Genomic DNA, 17,917 nt, shown 5'->3' on the forward strand with positions numbered 1-17,917 from the left:
GTGGCATTTCATCAATTCGCGACCGAATGTCCTGCCGGAATATTCCCACGCACGCGCGGAGGGTGCCAGAACCGGGGCCATAAGTAACGCGGCCGAATCAATGAACCGATGGTTATTGATACGCGCTCACTTGCAGTTGCACCGCGACACGGTGCGCGCCGCCTGAAGCAAAGCGGCGAGAAGGGAGTGGTCGTGCTCGGCGACCCACGCCAGAACCGACGTGGAGAGGGGGAGATCCGTGACGTCGACGTAGGCGACGCCACGGCGGGTGTAGTCGTGGCGGGCCTCGGCGGGCAGGAAGGCGATGGCCTGGCCGCGGGCGACGGCCGACAGCAGTGCGTCCACGTCCCCGACCACGGGCCCGTAGCGTACGGGTCTGCCGTCGGGACGGGGGTTGATGGTCCAGTAGTCCCACCACTCCCGAAGTTCCGGGATCGGGACGTCGACCACCACATGCTCGGACAACTGGGCCAGGGTAAGCGGCGCCCGAGCCACCAGTGGGTCACCGGCGGGCAGGCAGGCGACGCGGGGCCCCGTCGCCAGATGCAGGCTTCGCATCCCGGGCGGCACCGGGGACCGGAGGAACGCCGCGTCGACTTCTCGGCGGTGAAGGAGGTCGATTTGCTCGACGAAATTTATGGAGCGGATCTCCACGGTGATACCGGGATGCCGGGCTGAGAGTTCGGCGAGGATGGCGATCGCGTGAGGCATGAAGGCCTCACCGCCGATGGCTCCGATCCTCAGGTGGCCCCGCACCTGCCGAGCGTGGGTGGCGGCGACGCTCCGGAAGCGGTCCATGGCCGCCACGACCCCACGCGCTTCCTCTTCCAGAGCGCGGCCGGCAGCGGTGAGATCCACTCGGCGGGAGGAGCGCTGCACCAGATTGACATTCAGCCGGCCCTCCAGTGCCCGGATCTGCTGGCTCAGCGCCGGCTGCGTCAAGAACAGGCGCTGGGCCGCACGGCCGAAATGAAGTTCTTCGGCCAGCACCAAAAACAACCGCAGTTGGTGAAGGCTGGGCTCACGGGACGGAGCCGCATCCGGAGAACACTGCCTTTCTGTGCCGCTGCGATCCATGAGGTGAAGTATAAATATCGGCTTCCGGCTTCAATTGCGGATCGATCCGTGCTCGATTGCTTCCACGAGGCATCGGCATCCGCTTGGTGATCAGGCTTTCGGCTTTCATCACAATGGCGCGTACGACCAGCCCGACCAGCGCCCGACCCGGACGAGGATCGCGGGCCCGGCCGGGGGACGCTCGCGATACTGGGCATACTTGCGCACCAGCCACGCCACGGCCCGCTCGCGCTCGTCGCCGCCCTCCACCACGCGGGCGTGCCCGTCGGCGCGCACCCACCACAGCCGTTCCCAGTCGTCCTCGTAGTGGTCGGCCAGCAGGCAGACGCGGGGATTGTCGCGGATGTCGCGCAGCCGCCGCAGGTCGGCGGTGGCCTTCGGCTTGTGGTCCACGGCCGTCACCACGACGCCCTTCTCCCCCTCCTGCACGAGCTCACCAGGAACCACGGCGAACGTGACGGGGACGAGCCGCGGCGCGCCCTCGGCCCCGGCGGTCGCGAGGCGGGCCACGCGGGCCGCCGAGAACAGGGCGCGGGCCCGCTCCTCGGGCATCCTCATCAGGCCAGCCTACGCAGCGTGGTCGCGCTTGATCGTCTTTGTACGGCGGCCTATGGTGTCCGCCATGGAGGCATCTGAGTTACTCGAGCGGGCCCGCTCGAGCGCACGCGACCCCGAAGATCCCCTGGAAATCCTGTCCGCCGCGATCGCCCTGGTTCCCGAACTGGGCGGCGAGGCGGACGCCCTGCTCGATCTCGCGGTGCGCCGCGCCCGTGAGGCCGGCGCGTCCTGGATCGCCATCGGTGAGCGGTTCGGCTACATCAGGCGGAGCGCGCGCAGGCGGCGCTTCACTCCCGCCTTCGCCCACCGCCACCTGGTCAACCGCCGCATGAAGCGCGACGCCGCCTGCTCCTTCTGCCGCAGGCCGCCCGGCCCGCGCGTCCACATGGTCCACGGCGAGGGCGGGCGCATCTGCGACCGCTGCGTGGCGCTGGCCGGCGACATCGTCGCCGGGCTGGCCCGCCGCCGCCGTTGACGCACGTCAGGTGACCGTGAGCCGTCGCGCGTAGCGCTCGTCCCGCCACAGCTCCTCGCCCAGCACCTCGGCCAGCGTGGCCGCCGCGTCGTACACGTCGACGTAGCGCAGGTACAGCGGCGCGAAGCCGAAACGGACGAAGTCCGGCTCGCGGTAGTCGCCCATCACCCCCCGGTCCGCGAGCGCGCGCACCACGGGGTAGCCCTGCGGGTGACGGTAGCTGACCTGGCTCCCCCGCCGCTCCGGGTCGCGCGGGGTGGCCAGGGCGAGCCCGAGCCCCGGGTCGACGAGATCGTCGAGCAACTCGACGAACAGCGAGGTCAGGGCCAGGCTCTTGGCTCTGACCTCGTCGAGGTCCACCCGCTCCCAGATGTCGAGCGAGGCGTTCAGCGCGGCGTACGACAGGATCGGCGGGCTGCCCGTGGCGAAGCGCCGCACACCGGCCGCGGGGCGGTAGTGAGGTTCGAAATCGAAGGGCGCGGCGTGCCCGTGCCAGCCCGACACCACGTTCTGGACGGCGTCCTGGTGGCGCGGCGCGACGTACAGGTACGCGGGGGCGCCTGGCCCGCCGTTCAGGTACTTGTACGTGCAGCCCACGGCGAAGTCCGCCTCGCCCACCCGCACGGGCAGCGCCCCAGCGCTGTGGCACAGGTCCCAGATCATGAGCGCGCCGGCCGCCCGGACCCGCTCGGTCACCGCCGCCATGTCCCTGGCCGCGCCCGTCCGGTAGTCCACGTGTGACAGCAGCACGAGCGCGACGTCGTCGCCGAGGACGTCCTCAAGTGCGCCGCCGCCCCCGCCGATGTCCCTGATCTCGTACGCGCCGAGCGCCCGGGCGGCGCCCTCCACGACGTACCGGTCCGTGGGGAAGTTGTCGAGGTCGGAGACGATCACGCGACGGCCGGGCCGCAGCGGAAGCGCGGCCGTGACCAGCTTGAAGATGTTCACCGAGGTGGAGTCGCCGGCCAGCACGTCGCCGGGGCGCGCGCCGATCAGGGGCGCGATGCGGTCGCCGGTGGTCTGCGGCATGTCCCACCAGCCGGCCGTGTTCCAGCTGGCTCCGAGATGCACCCCCCACTCGGTCTCGACCGTGTGGGCCACCCGTTCCGGCGTCCGCCGGGGCAGCGCGCCGAGCGAGTTGCCCAGCAGGTAGACGACCCCGGGCGGCAGCGAGAACTCGTCCCGGAACTCCCCGAGCGGGTCCTTGGCGTCGAGGTCCTGGCATTCGGCACGGCTGAGAACCATCGGCAACTCCTTCGTCACCGCATTATGTACCGAAATATCCGATCTTGTCGTGATGGCGATGACGGAGCGTTCACGGCGTGGGCAATACCGGCAGGGACCGTTCCACCGTAACGGACGGCTATAACCGCCAGAGATCGCCACACCGGCACGATCAGCGCAAAGTAAGCACAAGACGCACCCAAAGCTCTGTGCGATCGTGGACAAGACGGGGCAAGTTCTCTGGAGACGCCAAACCCCCGTTGGTGACAGAGGGTGATCAAACGTGACGGAATCCCCGTCGGTGCATCACGAGTCCCCGATCTATCGCCGCATCGCCGACAGGCTGCGCGATCAGATCCTGTCCGGAGCACTCGGTGACGGCGACCGGCTACCGGGTGAGAACGCGCTCATGAAGGAGCACGGCGTCGCCCGGGCCACGGCACGGCAGGCGCTCGCCGTACTGATCAACGAAGGGCTCGCCGTGCCGAAGCGGGGATCAGGCGTCTACGTGCGGCTGTTCCGCCCCATCCGCCGCCACGGGTCCCGCCGGCTCTCCCGCGAGCAGTGGGCCCGGGGCCTGGCCATCTGGGACTCCGACACCCGGGGCCGGTCGTACGCCGTGGACGAGGTGAGCATCCTGCGCGAGCCGGCGAGCGAGCAGGTCGCCCGCGTGCTCGGCGCGGGCGAGGTGTGGGTGCGCCGGCGCCGCTACTCCGTGGACGGCCGTCCCGTGCAGCTCGCGGCCTCCTGCTTTCCCGCCGATCTCGTGGAGGGCACGGCGATCGTCCTGCCCGACACCGGTCCCGGCGGGGTGTACGCCCGGCTGGGCGAGCTCGGCCGGGCCCCCGTCCACTTCAGCGAGGAGGTGCGGGCGCGGATGCCGTTGCCCGGCGAGGCCGAGTCGCTGAGCCTTCCCGCCGGCACCCCGGTGATCTCCGTCACCCGGGTGGCCTTCGCGGAGGGAGGCGTGCCGGTCGAGGTCAACGAGATGATCCTGGACGCGGCGTCCTATGTACTCCAGTACGACTTCGACGCCTAGGTCAAGAGGCAACGTTGACCTGACCATCCCGATCATTGATTTCTCTAGAGATGTCCCGCACCTTGAGGAGGAGACGTCAAGAACACCGGGCACACGGCGAGGGAAGGTGTACGGATGTCCTTTGACCGACGCCTCGCCGAGATCGCCCGGGAGTTTCCGGAGTGGACGATCTGGCGGAGCGACGCGGGCCGGTGGTGGGCGACCCGGCACCACCCGCTCACCTCGGCGCAGCGGGCGGCGGGATGCGCGATGACCGTCGACGCCGACGAGGCCGACGGGCTGCGTGAGCTGCTGCGCGAGCAGGAGACCCGCACCGCCGATCCATGAGCGCGGAAGCCCCCGACCCGATCGGGGGCGGGGGCTTCCGCTACCAGTCCTTCACCCGGCGCGGCCGGGCCCAGGTCGCGCGGCCGGGCCCAGGTCGCGCGGCTGAGGTCGCGCGGCTCAGTTGCCGGCGACCGACTGCCCGTCCGGCAGGGCACGCCGCACGCGGCCGAGGTTGACGTCGGTGTCCTCGGGCGAGGACACCACGACGTGACCGTCCTGGTCGCGTCCGTCGTCCACGATCAGAACCGCGTCGTCCTCGTCGTCCGCCCGTCCCTGACCGGCGGCGTCCTCGGGGTGCGCCTCCTGCCCGGACGGCGCGGCCTCCAGTGCCTGCCTCTGGTCGTCGCCCGGCTCGTACTGCTGGTCGTACTGCTGGTCCGGCGCGCCCGCGGCGATGGCGTGCACCTGCGGCGCGGGCGGCAGCACGGCGGCCTCGTCGATCACCGGTCCCGCCGCGGTCTCACGCTGCATCAGGTCGCCGAGCACCGAGCCGATCTCGTTGAGCCGCCGCACGACCTCCGCGTGGGTGTCGGTGAGGTAGGCCACCCGGCGGCCGGTGTGCTCGTCCAGCGCGTTCACGCGCTGCTGCGCCGCCGCCAGCATGGCCTCGGCCTGCCCGTGCGCCTCGGCGAGCACCCGCTCCGCCTCCATCCGGGCGGCGGTGAGCTGCCGCTCGCCCTCGGCGCGGGCGGTGCGCAGGATCTCCTCCGCCTCCGCGCGTGCCGTGCCAAGCGTCTCCTCCGCGTTCGCGCCCGCCTGCGCCAGCAGCCGGTCCGCCGTGGAGGTGGCGTCGGCGACGCGGCGCTCGGCCTCGTCCTGGGCGGCGGTCCTGATCGCGTCGGCCTGCTCGCGCGCCGACGTCACCAGCCGCTCGGCCTCGGCCGCCGAGGTCTCGCGCAGCCTCCTGGCCTCCGCCTCGGACGCCTCCTTGTTGGCGGTCGCCTCCTCCTGCGCCAGCTTGAGTATCTGGCTGAGCCGCTCACCCAGCTCGTCGGGGTTCTGCGGCGACTCCGCCATCCTCCGCCGCGCCTCGGCCAGCTCCAGCCGGCTCTGCTCCGCCTGGTCGATCGTGCGCGCGAGCCGTTCCTCCAGGTCCCGGATCTGGTTGCGGGTCCGGACCATGTAGTCGTGGACCTGCCTGCGGCTGTACCCACGCATCACGACTTCGAAGGAGTCGTCACTCATGAGGTCGGGAAAGTTGTCGGTCTGATTCGTCATGAGAAACCCTGGGGTTGGAGATAACGACGGTAACGCAGCCAGGACACGACTTTCCTGCTATCCGTCGCACATCGCAACCTGAACGCCACAGGCGCCGGGCAGAACACGGGGCGTCGCACCGAACCCGGACGGGCCGCATGGGATCATGGCGGCATGCCGTACATAGTGGACCTGGACGACGACGCCGCGCCGATCATCCATCCCGAGGCATGGGTGGCCCCGGGGGCGGTGGTCGTCGGGAGAGTGCGGCTCGGGCGCGGCGCGAACGTCTGGTACGGCTCTGTGCTGCGCGGCGACGACGAGCGCATCGAGGTCGGCGACGAGGTCAACATCCAGGACCTGTGCTGTCTGCACGCCGATCCCGGCGAGCCGGCGATCCTGGAGGACCGGGTGAGCCTCGGCCACCGGGCGATGGTGCACGGCGCGCGCGTGGAGACCGGCGCGCTCGTGGGCATCGGCGCGGTCGTGCTCGGCGGGGCGGTCGTCGGGGCCGGTTCCCTGATCGCCGCGGGGGCCGTCGTGCCGCCCGGCCGCCGCGTCCCGGCGGGCGTGCTGGTCGCGGGCGTGCCGGGCAAGGTCGTCCGTGAGCTCACCGACGACGATCGCGCCTCCTTCGCGCGTACGCCGGACAACTACCTCGCCAAGGCCCGCCGTCACGCCGCGGCCTCGGTTCGGTCCCGATGAGCGTGCCGGCCAGCGCCAGGTGGTCCGACAGCTCCGGGTCGGTCCTGATGACCTCGGCTCCACCCGGCCGGTAGTCGGCCTCGGTCGCGAATATGTAGTCGATCTTCCGGCCGCCGCGCGTGGTCGGTTCGCCGCCGCGGCGCGCGAGCCCGCACGACTCGGCGTCGGCCTCGACGTAGCCGCCGTCGCCCAGGCCCATGCCGTACACGCCGGTGAGCTGGTCGTGGCCGGGCTCGCGGTTGAAGTCGCCGGTGAGGATGACCGGCGCGCCGCCGGCGTACCGCGCCACCAGTCCGGTGACCTGCCGCGGGGTCTCGGTGTCGGAGATGTGGGTCACGCAGCAGACCGAGCGGCGCGGGCCGACCCGTCCCGTGGCGCACAGCAGGCCGCGCGGGTGGATCGTCTCACCGGGCACGGCCGGGGCGTGGTCGGCGCGCAGCAGCCGCCGCAGCGGCGGGCCCTCGACGCCGTTCTTCAGCGCCAGCGCCATGCCGAAGGTCCTGCCGTCCGGCGGCGCCGTGTCCGGGGTGAGGTCGCTCCACAACGTGCGGCACCGGTCCTCGCGGCCCGGCCCGCCACCCTTGGCGTAGCCGTACCAGACCAGGCGGTAGCCGGGCAGCTCACGCCGGAGCAGGCCCACCTGCGCGTAGCACATCTCGGTGAAGGAGGCGACGTCCACGTCCCTCGACCGGATCAGCGCGGAGACCTGGCCGGCCCAGGTCCTGCGGCGCTGCGGCGTCAGGTCGCGTACGCAGGTGCCGGCGCTGTTGCCCGCCGCGCAGACGTTGTAGGTGAGCACGCTCACCCGGTAGGTGTCGGCTGCCGGCGGAAGACCGGCCACCGCAAGCGCCACAATTGCCGCTCCTGCCACATACGCCCCCATACATGGAGAAGCTAGTCAGCAGCGATCAACCCACCCAGGCGCCTGTGGTGAAATTTCCGACATTGATTGCCATCACCGGCGCGGCGACCGCGATGTAGGCCATGAACATCCAGGGCCTTCGGCTGCCGGCGACGCCCACGGAGATGTAGAGCGGCCACCACAGCAGCGAGGCCCGGCCCACCGACATGTAGAACGACGACATCGCCAGCAGCGCCACCGCCTGCGGCGCCAGGTAGGCGAAGTCGGCCCACCTGCGCCGGACCAGCCGCGCGAGGATCAGCACGACCAGCACGATCGCCGCGATGATCTCCTCGCGGTACGACGTCGTCAGGAAGGGCTCGTCGATCGACCTGTGCCAGGTGTTGATGAACACGTTCCAGGGCGCCTCGGGGTAGCGGCCCCAATACTGCGCCTCCGCCGCCTTCCAGGCCATCAGGTCGCCCGTGCGGTGCCAGAGATAGAGCATGTACGCCAGCACCGGCACGCCCGGCAACGCCAGCCACGGCGCCTTCCGCCACCCCTTCGGGGCACGCAGCCCGTCGCGCGAGACGAGGAACTGCACGGCCAGCCCGAGGGCGAGGAAGAGCCCGGAGATGCGGATGGACGACGCGAAGGCGGCGCAGACGGCGGCCGCCTCCCACCGGCCCTGGCGCGCCAGCAGCCACGCGGGGATGGCCAGCGCGAGGAACAGCGCCTCCGTGTAGCCGGCGAGCAGGAACACCGCGAACGGGCTGCAGAAGAACGCCAGCACGGTCCAGTGGCCGCTGCCCTCCCGGTACGACTCGCTCAGCCGCGACAGCGCCACCGCCACGACGGCGCTCGCGACGAACGAGATCAGGACGAGGGCGAGCCTCAGGTCCGGGATGACCACCTGCACGGCGCGCAGCAGCAGCGGCAGACCCGGGAAGAACGCGACGAGCCGCGGCGAGTCCTGGTCCTCCGGCCGGCCGTCGTAGCCGTACCGCGCGATGTCCATGAAGTTGTAGGAGTCGTACCGGTTGAACCGGTCGAGGATCGGGTCCTCCGTACGGCCGGGCGCCGCGAGTATCAGATAGATGTAGCAGGCGATCTGCCAGAAGAACCAGATCAGCAGGGCCGTGCGGTCGCTCGGCCGGCCGAGCCACCACACCGCCCGCCATGTCCGGCCCGAGTGCGGCCCCGCCTGCTCGCCGGTCGCCGTGCCGCCAGAGCTGTCCACGGACGTCATCTTCTCCGATGCCTCGTCCGCGCCCTGCTCCCGGGCGGTCCCGGCCTGCTGGATCTCCGTCACGAGCACCTATGGAATACGCCACGGCAGTTCATGCCAAGTGGCGGGCGCCCCCGAGATACGTCGCAATCCCGGGAAATACGGATATGTGCTGCTCAACGCCTCCCGGCCCGTGAAACTTTCACCGTCCGGCCTCCCGGGCGCGACGGGCTCCCGCCGCCTGCCGGACCGGCGAGCTACCATCGGAGCCAGCGAGGGGACCGCCGGAGATCGTCCCGGCAATCGGGTGCCCCGGAGGGGCATCGGCCGGGGTTCGGCCATCGCCCACTCCGGCCGCCTCGACCGGACAGGCGAGAAGCCGTCCTCTCCAGAGGACGGAGGAGTCACTGCCGCGTGTACTGGGATGGATTCACGGCGATGGAGCGCGACGTGCGCGCCGTCGTCGGCGACCCCCGGTGGACGCTGCTCCCCCCGCTCGCACGGGCGCACACCCTGACCCAGCGGGCGCTGGTCACCCCGGACGGCGTCCGGTGGCTGTTCGGCGCGCACGCCCGCTGGTATCGCCTGGACCGCGTCGACGGCCGCTGGCACCTGTCGGCGCCGCCGCTGCACCCGGCCGTCCGTACCGCCGCCCGGCCGCACCCGCCGGACGTCGCGATCCCGCCGGCGCTGATCCCCACCGGTCCCGACTTCGCGTACGACCGCGGGTCCACCCAGGCGTTCGTCGGCCCGGACGTGCCGCACGAGATCACCGAACGGCTCCGCGCGCTGCTCCTGGCCCACCGCGGGCTGCGCCGGGAGGACTTCCCCCTCAGCGGCAGCGTCTACCGGGAGATCTTCGCCCGCGACGTGGCCGCGACGGTGGCGGCCGTGTGGGGCACGATCATGTGGTGCGCCTACGCGCCCGCCTTCGACGGCAACGAGGTCATGCTGTCGATGTTCGGCGAGTTCCTGGCCCGGCCCCTGCCCGGGGACGACTGGGTGCGCTGGCTGCCCATGGGGTCACTCGACGCGCTCGTGGCCCTGTACGCCGAGCGGATGCGCTCCGGCGCGGGGGACGCGGGCCTGCGCCTCGCCGGGCTGATGGCCGAGACGGCCACGGTGCTGCGCGCCGACCCCCGGTTCCGGCCGCGGGCCGACGCGCTGATCGCGATGGCCGAGCCGCTGCTCACCAGCCCCTGGCTGGACCAGCACGCCATGCCCGGCGGCGCCGTACGGCAGGCCTGGCTGGCGCGCTGCCCGCCGCACCTCGTCCCCGCCACGCTCCCGGAGTGGGCGCCGGGCGAGCACTTCCGGCACACCCTGTACGACCTCGTCGAGGCCCTGGGCTACACGGCCGCCCGGGGGATGGATCCGAGGGCCGTGGCGGCCGCGCTGCTCGCCGCCGACGTGGCGGGCGTGTGCGGGGTGTCCGAACCGGCTTGGGCGGCGCCGGGCAGTTCGCCGACCGCGCAGGTGGTCACCGCGCTGTATCCGTGGATGGACGACGAACTCCGGCAGGCCCTCTATCTCGCGCTCACCGATCCCGCTCATCCGCTGCGAGGCTGCTGGCCGGCCGGCGGCGAACTGCCGCCGGGGCTGGTCCCGCCCGACCGGGAGACGGCCGCCGCCCTGCTCGGCTCCGCGTACGCGACCGGCCTGGCCTGGTGCGCCCTGACGGGCACGCCCGCGCCCACCGTGGGCTTCCCGGTGTGCGCCGCGGTCGTGCAGTGCCTGATCCACCAGCGCGACGATCCGCGCCCGCAGGAGGCGGCGGAGCACAGGCGCGACCTGGAGGAGTCCGGGAGCTGGCTGTTCGAAACTTCTAATTCGGATATTTCGTCCTTACCTCCGCTTTAGCAATCCCTTCCCCGCATCACCGTCTTTTTCATCGAATCGTGATCTCGGTATCGGGGAAATGGTCCCGGAGGGACGAGGGACGCCGGGCGGAATGGTCACGATGGGCCATGTCGCGGGAAGGTACCCGGACGTAACCTCGGGATGGGTGTGGGCTGCGGAAGGAAGGACGACGCGGTGGGGCACGACGACCTGGACTCTCGGGTCCACGACCGTGTCGCGTTGGACGAGATCGCGCTCTACGCCGAGGTGCTGGAGGCCGTGAACATCACGGAGAACCGACTGACCTTGGAAGAGCTCGACAACGCGCTCGGATTGCGGACTTCGGCGAGCCGCTGAAGGCATTGAGAGCACGGACCGTCCCGGGTACCCGATGGGACCCGGGACGGTTGCTCAACCGGACGATCCGCTCAACCGAGGTGATCACTCACGGTGATCACGAGCCGTTCTTCACAGGAGAGTGATCACGACCTGACGAGCCGGGCGATGGCCGCCGAGGCCTCCTTCACCTTCTCGCCCGCCTCCGGGCCTCCGCTCTTGACGGCATCGGCGACGCAATGGGCGATGTGGTCCTCAAGCAGGCCGAGCGCCACCGCCTGGAGAGCGCGGGTGGCCGCCGAGACCTGGGTGAGGATGTCGATGCAGTAGGCCTCCTCGTCCACCATCCGCTGCAGCCCCCGGATCTGTCCCTCGATCCGGCGCAGGCGGGTGAGGTAGGCCTGTTTGTCCCCGCTGTACCCGTGCATCTTTCCACGATACCCGTAACCGGTATCCGGCGGGCGCCGCTCCGATCCGGCGGGTAGGGCAGGTGCTCCCGGGAATGCCTCCATGGACCGGCTCATAGCGGTGCTGGAGTCGCCGATGGGAACCCAGGCTGTCCTCCGTACGCTGCCGTTCGCCGCCATGGCGGCTGTGGTGGTGCTCGACCTGCTCGCCGGGCCCGCCCTGGGCCTGCTGCCGTTGCTGACCCTCGGGCCCGCGTTCGCCGCGGTGACGGGCGGCACGCGCCACACCGTGCTGGCCGGGCTGGTCGCGCTCGTCCTGTCCGTGCCGCTGGCCTACCACGACCGTCTGCTCGGTGGCCCGGTGATCACGGTCACGCTGGTCGCGATCGTCGGGGTCACCGCGGCCGCCATGCTGGCGTGCCGGCTCCGCGCCGAAGGCGAGCGCACGCTGGAGAACGTCCGCCTCGTCGCCGAGGCGGTCCAGCGCGTGCTGCTGCGCCCGGTGCCGCACCACGCGGGCGATCTGCGCATCGCCCTGTCCTACACGTCCGCCACCGTTGAGGCCCGCATCGGCGGGGACCTGTACGACATCACCAGGGGACCCGGCGGCGTCCGGCTGATCGTCGGCGACGTGCAGGGCAAGGGCCTGGCGGCCGTGGAGACGGCGGCCTCGGTGGTCGGCGCCTTCCGGGAGGCCGCCTACGACGAGCCGACGCTCGCCGCCGTCGGCCAGTGCCTGGAGGACCACCTCGCGCGGCGGCTCGGCGGGGAGAAGTTCGTCACCGCCGTGCTCGCGGAGGTGCGCGAGGACGAGATCGCGCTGCTCAACTACGGCCACCCGCCGCCTCTGCTGCTGACGGGCGACGACCGCGTTCGCCGGCTCGAACCACGCGAGGAGACGCCGCCACTCGGTCTGGTCGGGCTCGCCCCCACCGGGCCGCGGCCGTACGGGTGCGCGTTCCGCCAGGGCGACCAGATCCTCTTCTACACCGACGGCGTGATCGAGGCGCGGGACCGGGACGGCGCCTTCTATCCCCTGGAGGAACGGGCGCCCCGCCTGCTCCGGGCCGGCGACGATCCGCAGACCACACTCGACCTGCTGGAACACGACCTGGTCGCGCACGTCGGCGGGCCCCTCACGGACGACGCCGCCATGCTGCTCGTGCGCAGGGAACGCCCCTGACGGCCTGGCCCGGGCATCGTTTGCCATGTGCAATCATTGACGGACAGTTCTGGCCCCAGCCGTACGGCGGGCCGGACCGCAAGGCCGGGGTGAGCAGGGGCGAGCACGAGTGGAACCGGGAAGGCACGGACAGCCCGACAGCTTCTCCATGCTCACCGTTCTGGACGAGAACGTCGTGGTCATCCGGATGTTCGGTGACCTGGACCTGATCGCCGCCCCCTCGCTGCGCGCCTGCCTGGCCGAGGCGGTCGGGCTGCGCACCCCGCCCCGCATCGTGGTCGACGCCGAAGGGCTCCGATTCTGCGACTCGACCGGGCTGAGCGTCCTCATGGGTGCCCTGAGCGCCGTCAGGGCGGCCGGCGGGCGCCTGGCGCTCAGCGGCGCCCACGGGCGCTTCGCCCGGATGCTCCGGATCACCGGCCTCGACTCGGAGCTGCCGATCCACGACACCGCCACCGACGCCGCCGCCCGCCTCACCCGGCCCGGCGGTTAGTCAGTTGACGCAGTCCTGGGTCTTGAGGCTCAGGGCCAGCTGGTAGACCTTGCCGCCGCGCGACAGCAGGAAGACGTAGTCGGCCCTGCGGTTGCCGGGAACCGTGGTGACGGGATAACCGCTGGCGGCCGTCCTGAGATGGGGATAGGCCTTCTCCAGCTGTCTCCGGGTGGAGCCGATCCCGATGCCCTCGGGGGTCCTGACGCCCTTGGGCGCGAAGATCACGGCGACGCCGCGCTTCTTCGAGATGAACAGGCCGACCCCGTCCTCGCCGGTCGGGTGCGCCTTGAGGTCCCAGCCCGAGCAGCCGCCCCCGCCGCCGAACTTCTTGACGACCCTGTGGGTCTTCTGCGCCTGCTTGGCGCTCATCCCCAGCGTCACGCCGCCGTAGCCGTACGGCCCCAGCCTGCCGGCGGCGCTCGCGGAGGCGCTCGCACCGGCACTCGCGGAGGCGCTCGACGCCGCACCCGCGGACGTGGCGCCGCCCAGCGCGACGCCCACGGCGAGGACCGCCACCGTCACCGGGCGCCCAAGACGCGCAGCCGTGTTCGTCATCCCGCTTTCCTCCCGATCTCCATGGTCTTCGTTCGTACGGCACCAGCATCACGACGGGCTCTTGCGGCCCGGTTGCGGCTCACTGGGGAGCGGCGGCGTTGAACGCGCACGGCCGCCTCATCTGATCAAGGCCGCGGGTGCTCCTCGTCAGGGGCGGGAGCGCAGGCCGTACATGAGCTCTTCCCAGCGGACCGCGACGGCGGGCGCGGCGTGCGCGGACGCGCTCTCCAGTGCCCCGGCCGCCAGCTGCATGCGGCGGCGTTCGTCGTCGACGAGCGCGAGCAGCGCGCAGGCAAACGACTCGGCGTCGCCGCCCTCCCCCTCCTGTACGAGCACGCTGTCGAGGTCCGGGCGGAGGAACTCGGCGGGCCCGCGGGACCCGGCGAAGCCCACGACCGGCACTCCGCAGCTCAGCGCCTCGAGGACGGTCATGCCCAGCACCTCGTGCCGGGACGGCACCGCGACGATGGACGCCTTGGCGAACTCGCCGGGCAGGTCGGGGGTGGTGCCCATGAAATACACGTGGTTGTGCAGGTCGAGGTCGCGGACGAGCGCGCGCAGCCGCCGCTCCTCCGGGCCCCCGCCGTACAACCGCAGCCGCCAGTCGGGCCGCTTGTCGGCGACGATCGCGAAGGCCCGCACGAGCTGGTCGTACGACTTGCCGGCCACCAGTCTGCCCCCGGCGCTGACGATCCGGTTGTCCATGCGGGAGCGCGGCCAGGGCGCGGCGGGCAGGGCGTCGGGGATGGCGTGGACCGACAGGTCGTCGTCGAGCAGCCGCACCCACTCGTTCCGGCGGCCGGCGGTGCTCGTGACCACGGCGTCGAGGCGGGGATAGAAGCGGCGCACCGGGGCGGGCACCGACGGCCTGCCCCACTCCCGGGCGATGCGGACGACGTCCCGCGGGGCGTACCGTGCGGCCTGGACGCTCAGCGACGGCCGGCTGGTGATCAGGACGTCGGCGCGCAGGCCGCGCAGCATCCGCCAGAGCGCCACCTCGGTGCGCACCTGCCCGCGGGGCAGCAGGTGATGGACACCGGGCCGGGCGTCCACGAGCCAGCGCAGCGTCACCCGGCGGTCGACCGGGAAGAACGGGGTCTCCCGGGTGCGCCGGACGCTCACGACCTCCACCTCGTGCCGTGAGGCCAGCCCTCCTGCCAGGTTCAGCATCGCCCGCACGTCGCCGCGCATGCCGTACGCCGAGGGAAGCAGGAAGGCGATCCTCACGCTCCCACCTCCAGCAGCAGCTCGTCGCCGGTGGTGAAGCTGGGCCGGATCGGCACACCGTCCACGAGCGTCCGGGGATAGTGGACGCGGCGGCGTTTTCCCTCGACGTCGTCGAGCCGGGCGCCCAGCGGCAGGGCGCCGTCGACACCGTCGACCTCCAGGTAGGGCTCCCAGGAGCCCTGCGAGTCGGGGGTGGCGTCCAGCACGTCGCACAGCGAGAGCGCGGCGTGGAACCGGACTCCCTGGACGGTGGCGGCGACCCGCACGGTCGCGGCCGGATCGCTGTGACCCCGATCGCTGTGATGCAGTGCGAGCGTGGCGTGGCGGTGCTGGTCGTCGTCGTCCAGGCCGGTGTAGGCCAGCAGCCCGGTCACCTCGAAGCGCCCCTCGCGGAACCACACCGCGCGGACGTCGGCGACGGGCTCCGCCGGGTCTATCTTCAGCGCCAGAAAACCGTTGCGCGTGCGGTAGGCCCGGTAGGCCAGCGTCCGCCGGCCCAGCGCGTACGCGTCGAGGCGGTCGAGCGAGAACCCGGGATCGACGCTCTGGATACGGGCGCGGACGCCGTCCTGGTCGAGGTAGGCGTCCCAGCGTCCGGGACCGAGGTCGAGGGGCGCGAGGGAGACCGCGACGCTGGCGTCCCTGGTACGCACGCCGGATACGCCGAGTGCCACCTGCCGTTCCTCACCCGCGCCCCGACGGCGCAGGACCAGGCGGGCGCCGTCCGCCAGGGGCTCGGCGATGGCCAGACGCAGGGAGAGGACGTCCGCCAGGGTGACCTCCGCATCGGTGACGACCACACCCACCGTCCAGCCCCCTCCCCGTCGATTGAGCCAACGTTGAGGTTACCGTGATTTTCCTGTTATGTGGAGAAAGCCTTTGTCACTCTTTCGTGAAACACGGTTCATTCCATCGCCTTGACCATGGATTTCGACAAATAGTTCACACTTGCGGCAAAGAGGGCTTTACCCCTGCTTGATGGATTTGATGAGGAGCTGGGCGACGTCGACGACCTCGAGCGACTCCTTGGCCTGACCGGCGTTCTTCTTCTCGTTGATCGCGTCGCCGAGCATCACCAGACAGAACGGGCAGGCGGTGGAGACGGTGTCGGGGTCGGTGGTCAGCGCCTCGTCCACGCGCTCGGTGTTGATGCGCTTTCCGATCCGCTCTTCCATCCACATCCGCGCGCCGCCGGCGCCGCAGCAGAAACCGCGGTCCTTGCAGCGGTGCATCTCCTGGGTCTGGACGCCGGGCACCTTGGCCATGATGTCGCGCGGCTGGGCGTAGACCTTGTTGTGCCGGCCGAGGAAGCACGGGTCGTGGTAGGTGATCTTCTCCTCGATCGGAGTGATCGGGGTGAGCTTGCCCTCTTCGACCAGGTGCGCCAGCAACTGGGTGTGGTGCACGACCTCATAGGTGCCGCCCAGCTGCGGGTACTCATTGGCCAGGGTGTTGAAGCAGTGCGGGCAGGTCGCCACGATCTTCTTCACGCCCGCGTCGTTGAGCGTCTCGATGTTCTGCTGGGCGAGCATGGTGAACAGGAACTCCATGCCCAGGCGGCGGGCCGGGTCGCCGGTGCAGGCCTCCATCGGGCCGAGCACGCCGAACTTGACCCCGGCGATGTGCAGCAGCTCCGCCACCGCCTTGGTGGTCTTCTTGGCCCGGTCCTCCAGCGCGCCCGCGCAGCCGACCCAGAACAGATACTCGGTGTCCTCGGGCATTTTTTCGTCGATGATCGGGACCTCGAAGTCGAGCTCTTCGATCCACTCGGCGCGCTTCATCTCCGGCATGCCCCAGGGGTTGCCCTTGTTCTCCAGGTTCTTGAGCATCACCCCCGCCTCGGACGGGAACGACGACTCGATCATCACCTGGTAGCGGCGCATGTCGAGGATGTGGTCGATGTGCTCGATGTCGACCGGGCACTGCTCGACGCAGGCGCCGCAGTTGGTGCACGACCACAGCACATCGGGGTGGATCACCCCGTCCTCACCGACCAGCGGCTTGTCCAGCAGCGCCAGCACGTCCTGACCGAAGCTCTCCTTGTCCTTCTCTGCGGCCAGCAGGTAGGGCGCGACCGCGAAGGCGTGGTCACGCTGGTCGAGGATGAGCATCTTGGGCGACAGCGGCTTGTCGGTGTTCCACGCCGGGCACTGGGACTGGCACCGCCCGCACTCGGTGCAGGTGTAGAAGTCCAGGAAGCCCTTCCAGCTCGTGTCGGTGATCTTCCCACGGCCGAACACGTCGACCTCGGGGTCGGCCTCCTCGAAGTCCAGCACCTTGCCGTCGCTGCGCATCGGCTGGGCCGGGCCCAAACCGTCGGGGCGGCGGGAGAACAACACGTTCAACGGCGCGGTGAAGATGTGCAGGTGCTTGGAGTTCACCACGAAGACCAGGAACACCAGCATGACGCCGATGTGCAGCAGCAGGCCGATCTCCTCCAGCACCTGGCTGGAGGGCAGGATCTTCGCCACCGCCTGTGACGCGAACGCCCCCGAGGAGTAGGGCAGGTTGCCGGTGTTGACCGCCGCCCCGCGGAACAGGAACATCGTCCAGATCACGTTGAAGATCATGAACAGGGTGAACCACGCCCCGCCCAGGTGGGAGCCGGAGAAGCGGGAACCACGGCCCAGCTTCGTGGGCGAGTTCTTGATCCGGATGACGCTGAAGGCGATCAGGCCGGCCAGCGCCGCGACCGCGATGAAGTCCTGCAGGAACCCCAGCACCGGCCAGGTCCCGATCAGCGGGATGTGGAAGTCCGGCCTGCCGGTGATGGCGCCCTGGATGAGCGCGCCGTAGGCCTCCAGGTAGACCGTGGCCAGGATGAAGAACGCCCACATCACGAAGAAGTGCGCGGTGCCCGACGGCGTCCACTTCAGCAGCTTGCGCTGACCGAACACCTCGACCAGCTGCGCCTTGACCTCCGCGCCGACGTTCTCCCTCGCGTACTCGATCCGCTCCGGGGCCGGCTGGCCACTGCGGGCGAGCCGGTAGAGGAACAGCACGCGACGGCCCGCCAACGCGACCGCCACCGCGGTCGCGACGAGGCCCACAATCGCTACCCAGAGCACGAGTTCCTCCCAAGTCGAACGTCGGCGGCCAGCCTAGGGGCGCGGCGCCTCGTGGGGGCGGCCGAGTCCCGCCCTGTGGATAACGCCTTCGCTTCCCGAATGGTACCGGCGAGTAACTTATTCTGCGTCACGCTCGGC

General features: G+C 70.9%; 19 protein-coding genes. 8 read left to right on the top strand and 11 right to left on the bottom strand.

Annotated features, from left to right (window positions below; genetic code table 11):
• Positions 1–126 precede the first annotated feature (126 nt).
• Complete coding sequence (locus tag HHX41_RS32380; protein ID WP_182908975.1) at positions 127–1,077, bottom strand: LysR family transcriptional regulator; 951 nt, start codon at positions 1,075–1,077, stop codon at positions 127–129.
• A gap of 108 nt (positions 1,078–1,185) precedes the next feature.
• Positions 1,186–1,635 (bottom strand): TIGR03668 family PPOX class F420-dependent oxidoreductase, encoded by a 450-nt coding sequence (locus tag HHX41_RS32385; RefSeq protein WP_182908976.1) that lies wholly within the window; start codon positions 1,633–1,635, stop codon positions 1,186–1,188.
• A gap of 64 nt (positions 1,636–1,699) precedes the next feature.
• On the opposite strand from HHX41_RS32385, the gene HHX41_RS32390 reads away from it, so the two are divergent.
• Positions 1,700–2,110, top strand: a complete 411-nt coding sequence (locus HHX41_RS32390; RefSeq protein ID WP_182908977.1) for a ClpX C4-type zinc finger protein — start codon at positions 1,700–1,702, stop codon at positions 2,108–2,110.
• Between the two features lie 6 nt (positions 2,111–2,116).
• Here the strand turns inward: HHX41_RS32390 and kynU are convergent, their stop codons facing one another.
• Positions 2,117–3,355 (bottom strand): kynureninase, encoded by a 1,239-nt coding sequence (gene kynU / locus HHX41_RS32395; protein ID WP_182908978.1) that lies wholly within the window; start codon positions 3,353–3,355, stop codon positions 2,117–2,119.
• 262 nt (positions 3,356–3,617) lie between these two features.
• On the opposite strand from kynU, the gene HHX41_RS32400 reads away from it, so the two are divergent.
• Both HHX41_RS32400 and HHX41_RS32405 read left to right on the top strand, forming a co-directional pair.
• Positions 3,618–4,373 carry a GntR family transcriptional regulator gene (locus HHX41_RS32400; RefSeq protein ID WP_169981564.1) on the top strand — a complete coding sequence of 252 codons (756 nt, stop codon included), beginning with the start codon at positions 3,618–3,620 and terminating at the stop codon, positions 4,371–4,373.
• Positions 4,374–4,487: 114 nt separating this feature from the next.
• Positions 4,488–4,700: a hypothetical protein gene (locus tag HHX41_RS32405; protein WP_169981563.1), complete on the top strand. Its 213-nt coding sequence runs from the start codon at positions 4,488–4,490 to the stop codon at positions 4,698–4,700.
• 117 nt (positions 4,701–4,817) lie between these two features.
• Here the strand turns inward: HHX41_RS32405 and HHX41_RS32410 are convergent, their stop codons facing one another.
• Positions 4,818–5,918: a hypothetical protein gene (locus HHX41_RS32410; protein WP_182908979.1), complete on the bottom strand. Its 1,101-nt coding sequence runs from the start codon at positions 5,916–5,918 to the stop codon at positions 4,818–4,820.
• 153 nt (positions 5,919–6,071) lie between these two features.
• Between HHX41_RS32410 and HHX41_RS32415 the strand changes: the two genes are divergently transcribed.
• The gene (locus tag HHX41_RS32415) at positions 6,072–6,602 is read left to right on the top strand and encodes a gamma carbonic anhydrase family protein (protein ID WP_182908980.1); all 531 of its coding nucleotides are present in this window, start codon (positions 6,072–6,074) and stop codon (positions 6,600–6,602) included.
• On the opposite strand, the gene HHX41_RS32420 is transcribed toward HHX41_RS32415, so the two are convergent.
• Together HHX41_RS32420 and HHX41_RS32425 are read right to left on the bottom strand one after the other, a co-directional pair.
• Complete coding sequence (locus HHX41_RS32420; protein ID WP_182908981.1) at positions 6,508–7,455, bottom strand: endonuclease/exonuclease/phosphatase family protein; 948 nt, start codon at positions 7,453–7,455, stop codon at positions 6,508–6,510. The genes HHX41_RS32415 and HHX41_RS32420 overlap by 95 nt on opposite strands.
• Positions 7,456–7,510: 55 nt before the next feature.
• Entirely contained in the window at positions 7,511–8,755 is a 1,245-nt protein-coding gene (locus HHX41_RS32425) for a mannosyltransferase family protein (RefSeq protein WP_169981559.1), read from the bottom strand.
• 330 nt (positions 8,756–9,085) lie between these two features.
• On the opposite strand from HHX41_RS32425, the gene HHX41_RS32430 reads away from it, so the two are divergent.
• Positions 9,086–10,531: a hypothetical protein gene (locus HHX41_RS32430; protein ID WP_182908982.1), complete on the top strand. Its 1,446-nt coding sequence runs from the start codon at positions 9,086–9,088 to the stop codon at positions 10,529–10,531.
• A gap of 174 nt (positions 10,532–10,705) precedes the next feature.
• Positions 10,706–10,867, top strand: coding sequence for a hypothetical protein (locus HHX41_RS32435; RefSeq protein WP_167538777.1), 162 nt, complete (start codon positions 10,706–10,708; stop codon positions 10,865–10,867).
• Positions 10,868–10,992: 125 nt separating this feature from the next.
• On the opposite strand, the gene HHX41_RS32440 is transcribed toward HHX41_RS32435, so the two are convergent.
• Positions 10,993–11,274 (bottom strand): metal-sensitive transcriptional regulator, encoded by a 282-nt coding sequence (locus HHX41_RS32440; protein ID WP_079314359.1) that lies wholly within the window; start codon positions 11,272–11,274, stop codon positions 10,993–10,995.
• Positions 11,275–11,356: 82 nt separating this feature from the next.
• Here HHX41_RS32440 and HHX41_RS32445 point away from each other — a divergent pair, with 82 nt between their 5' ends.
• Positions 11,357–12,436: a PP2C family protein-serine/threonine phosphatase gene (locus HHX41_RS32445; RefSeq protein WP_220504613.1), complete on the top strand. Its 1,080-nt coding sequence runs from the start codon at positions 11,357–11,359 to the stop codon at positions 12,434–12,436.
• Between the two features lie 148 nt (positions 12,437–12,584).
• Positions 12,585–12,929 (top strand): anti-sigma factor antagonist, encoded by a 345-nt coding sequence (locus HHX41_RS32450; RefSeq protein ID WP_182908983.1) that lies wholly within the window; start codon positions 12,585–12,587, stop codon positions 12,927–12,929.
• On the opposite strand, the gene HHX41_RS32455 is transcribed toward HHX41_RS32450, so the two are convergent.
• From HHX41_RS32455 to HHX41_RS32470, 4 genes are all read right to left on the bottom strand, one after another.
• Entirely contained in the window at positions 12,930–13,484 is a 555-nt protein-coding gene (locus HHX41_RS32455; RefSeq protein ID WP_182908984.1) for a hypothetical protein, read from the bottom strand.
• A gap of 147 nt (positions 13,485–13,631) precedes the next feature.
• Positions 13,632–14,711 carry a glycosyltransferase gene (locus tag HHX41_RS32460; RefSeq protein WP_182908985.1) on the bottom strand — a complete coding sequence of 360 codons (1,080 nt, stop codon included), beginning with the start codon at positions 14,709–14,711 and terminating at the stop codon, positions 13,632–13,634.
• A complete protein-coding gene (locus HHX41_RS32465) occupies positions 14,708–15,517 on the bottom strand; it encodes a hypothetical protein (protein WP_182908986.1) in 810 nt (269 codons plus the stop codon). Before HHX41_RS32465 ends, HHX41_RS32460 begins: the two co-directional genes overlap by 4 nt.
• Before the next feature lie 159 nt (positions 15,518–15,676).
• Positions 15,677–17,779 (bottom strand): (Fe-S)-binding protein, encoded by a 2,103-nt coding sequence (locus tag HHX41_RS32470; RefSeq protein WP_182908987.1) that lies wholly within the window; start codon positions 17,777–17,779, stop codon positions 15,677–15,679.
• Positions 17,780–17,917 lie beyond the last annotated feature (138 nt).

It is taken from the genome of Microbispora sp. H13382, assembly GCF_014161445.1.
In the GTDB taxonomy this organism is placed as follows: Bacteria; Actinomycetota; Actinomycetes; order Streptosporangiales; family Streptosporangiaceae; genus Microbispora.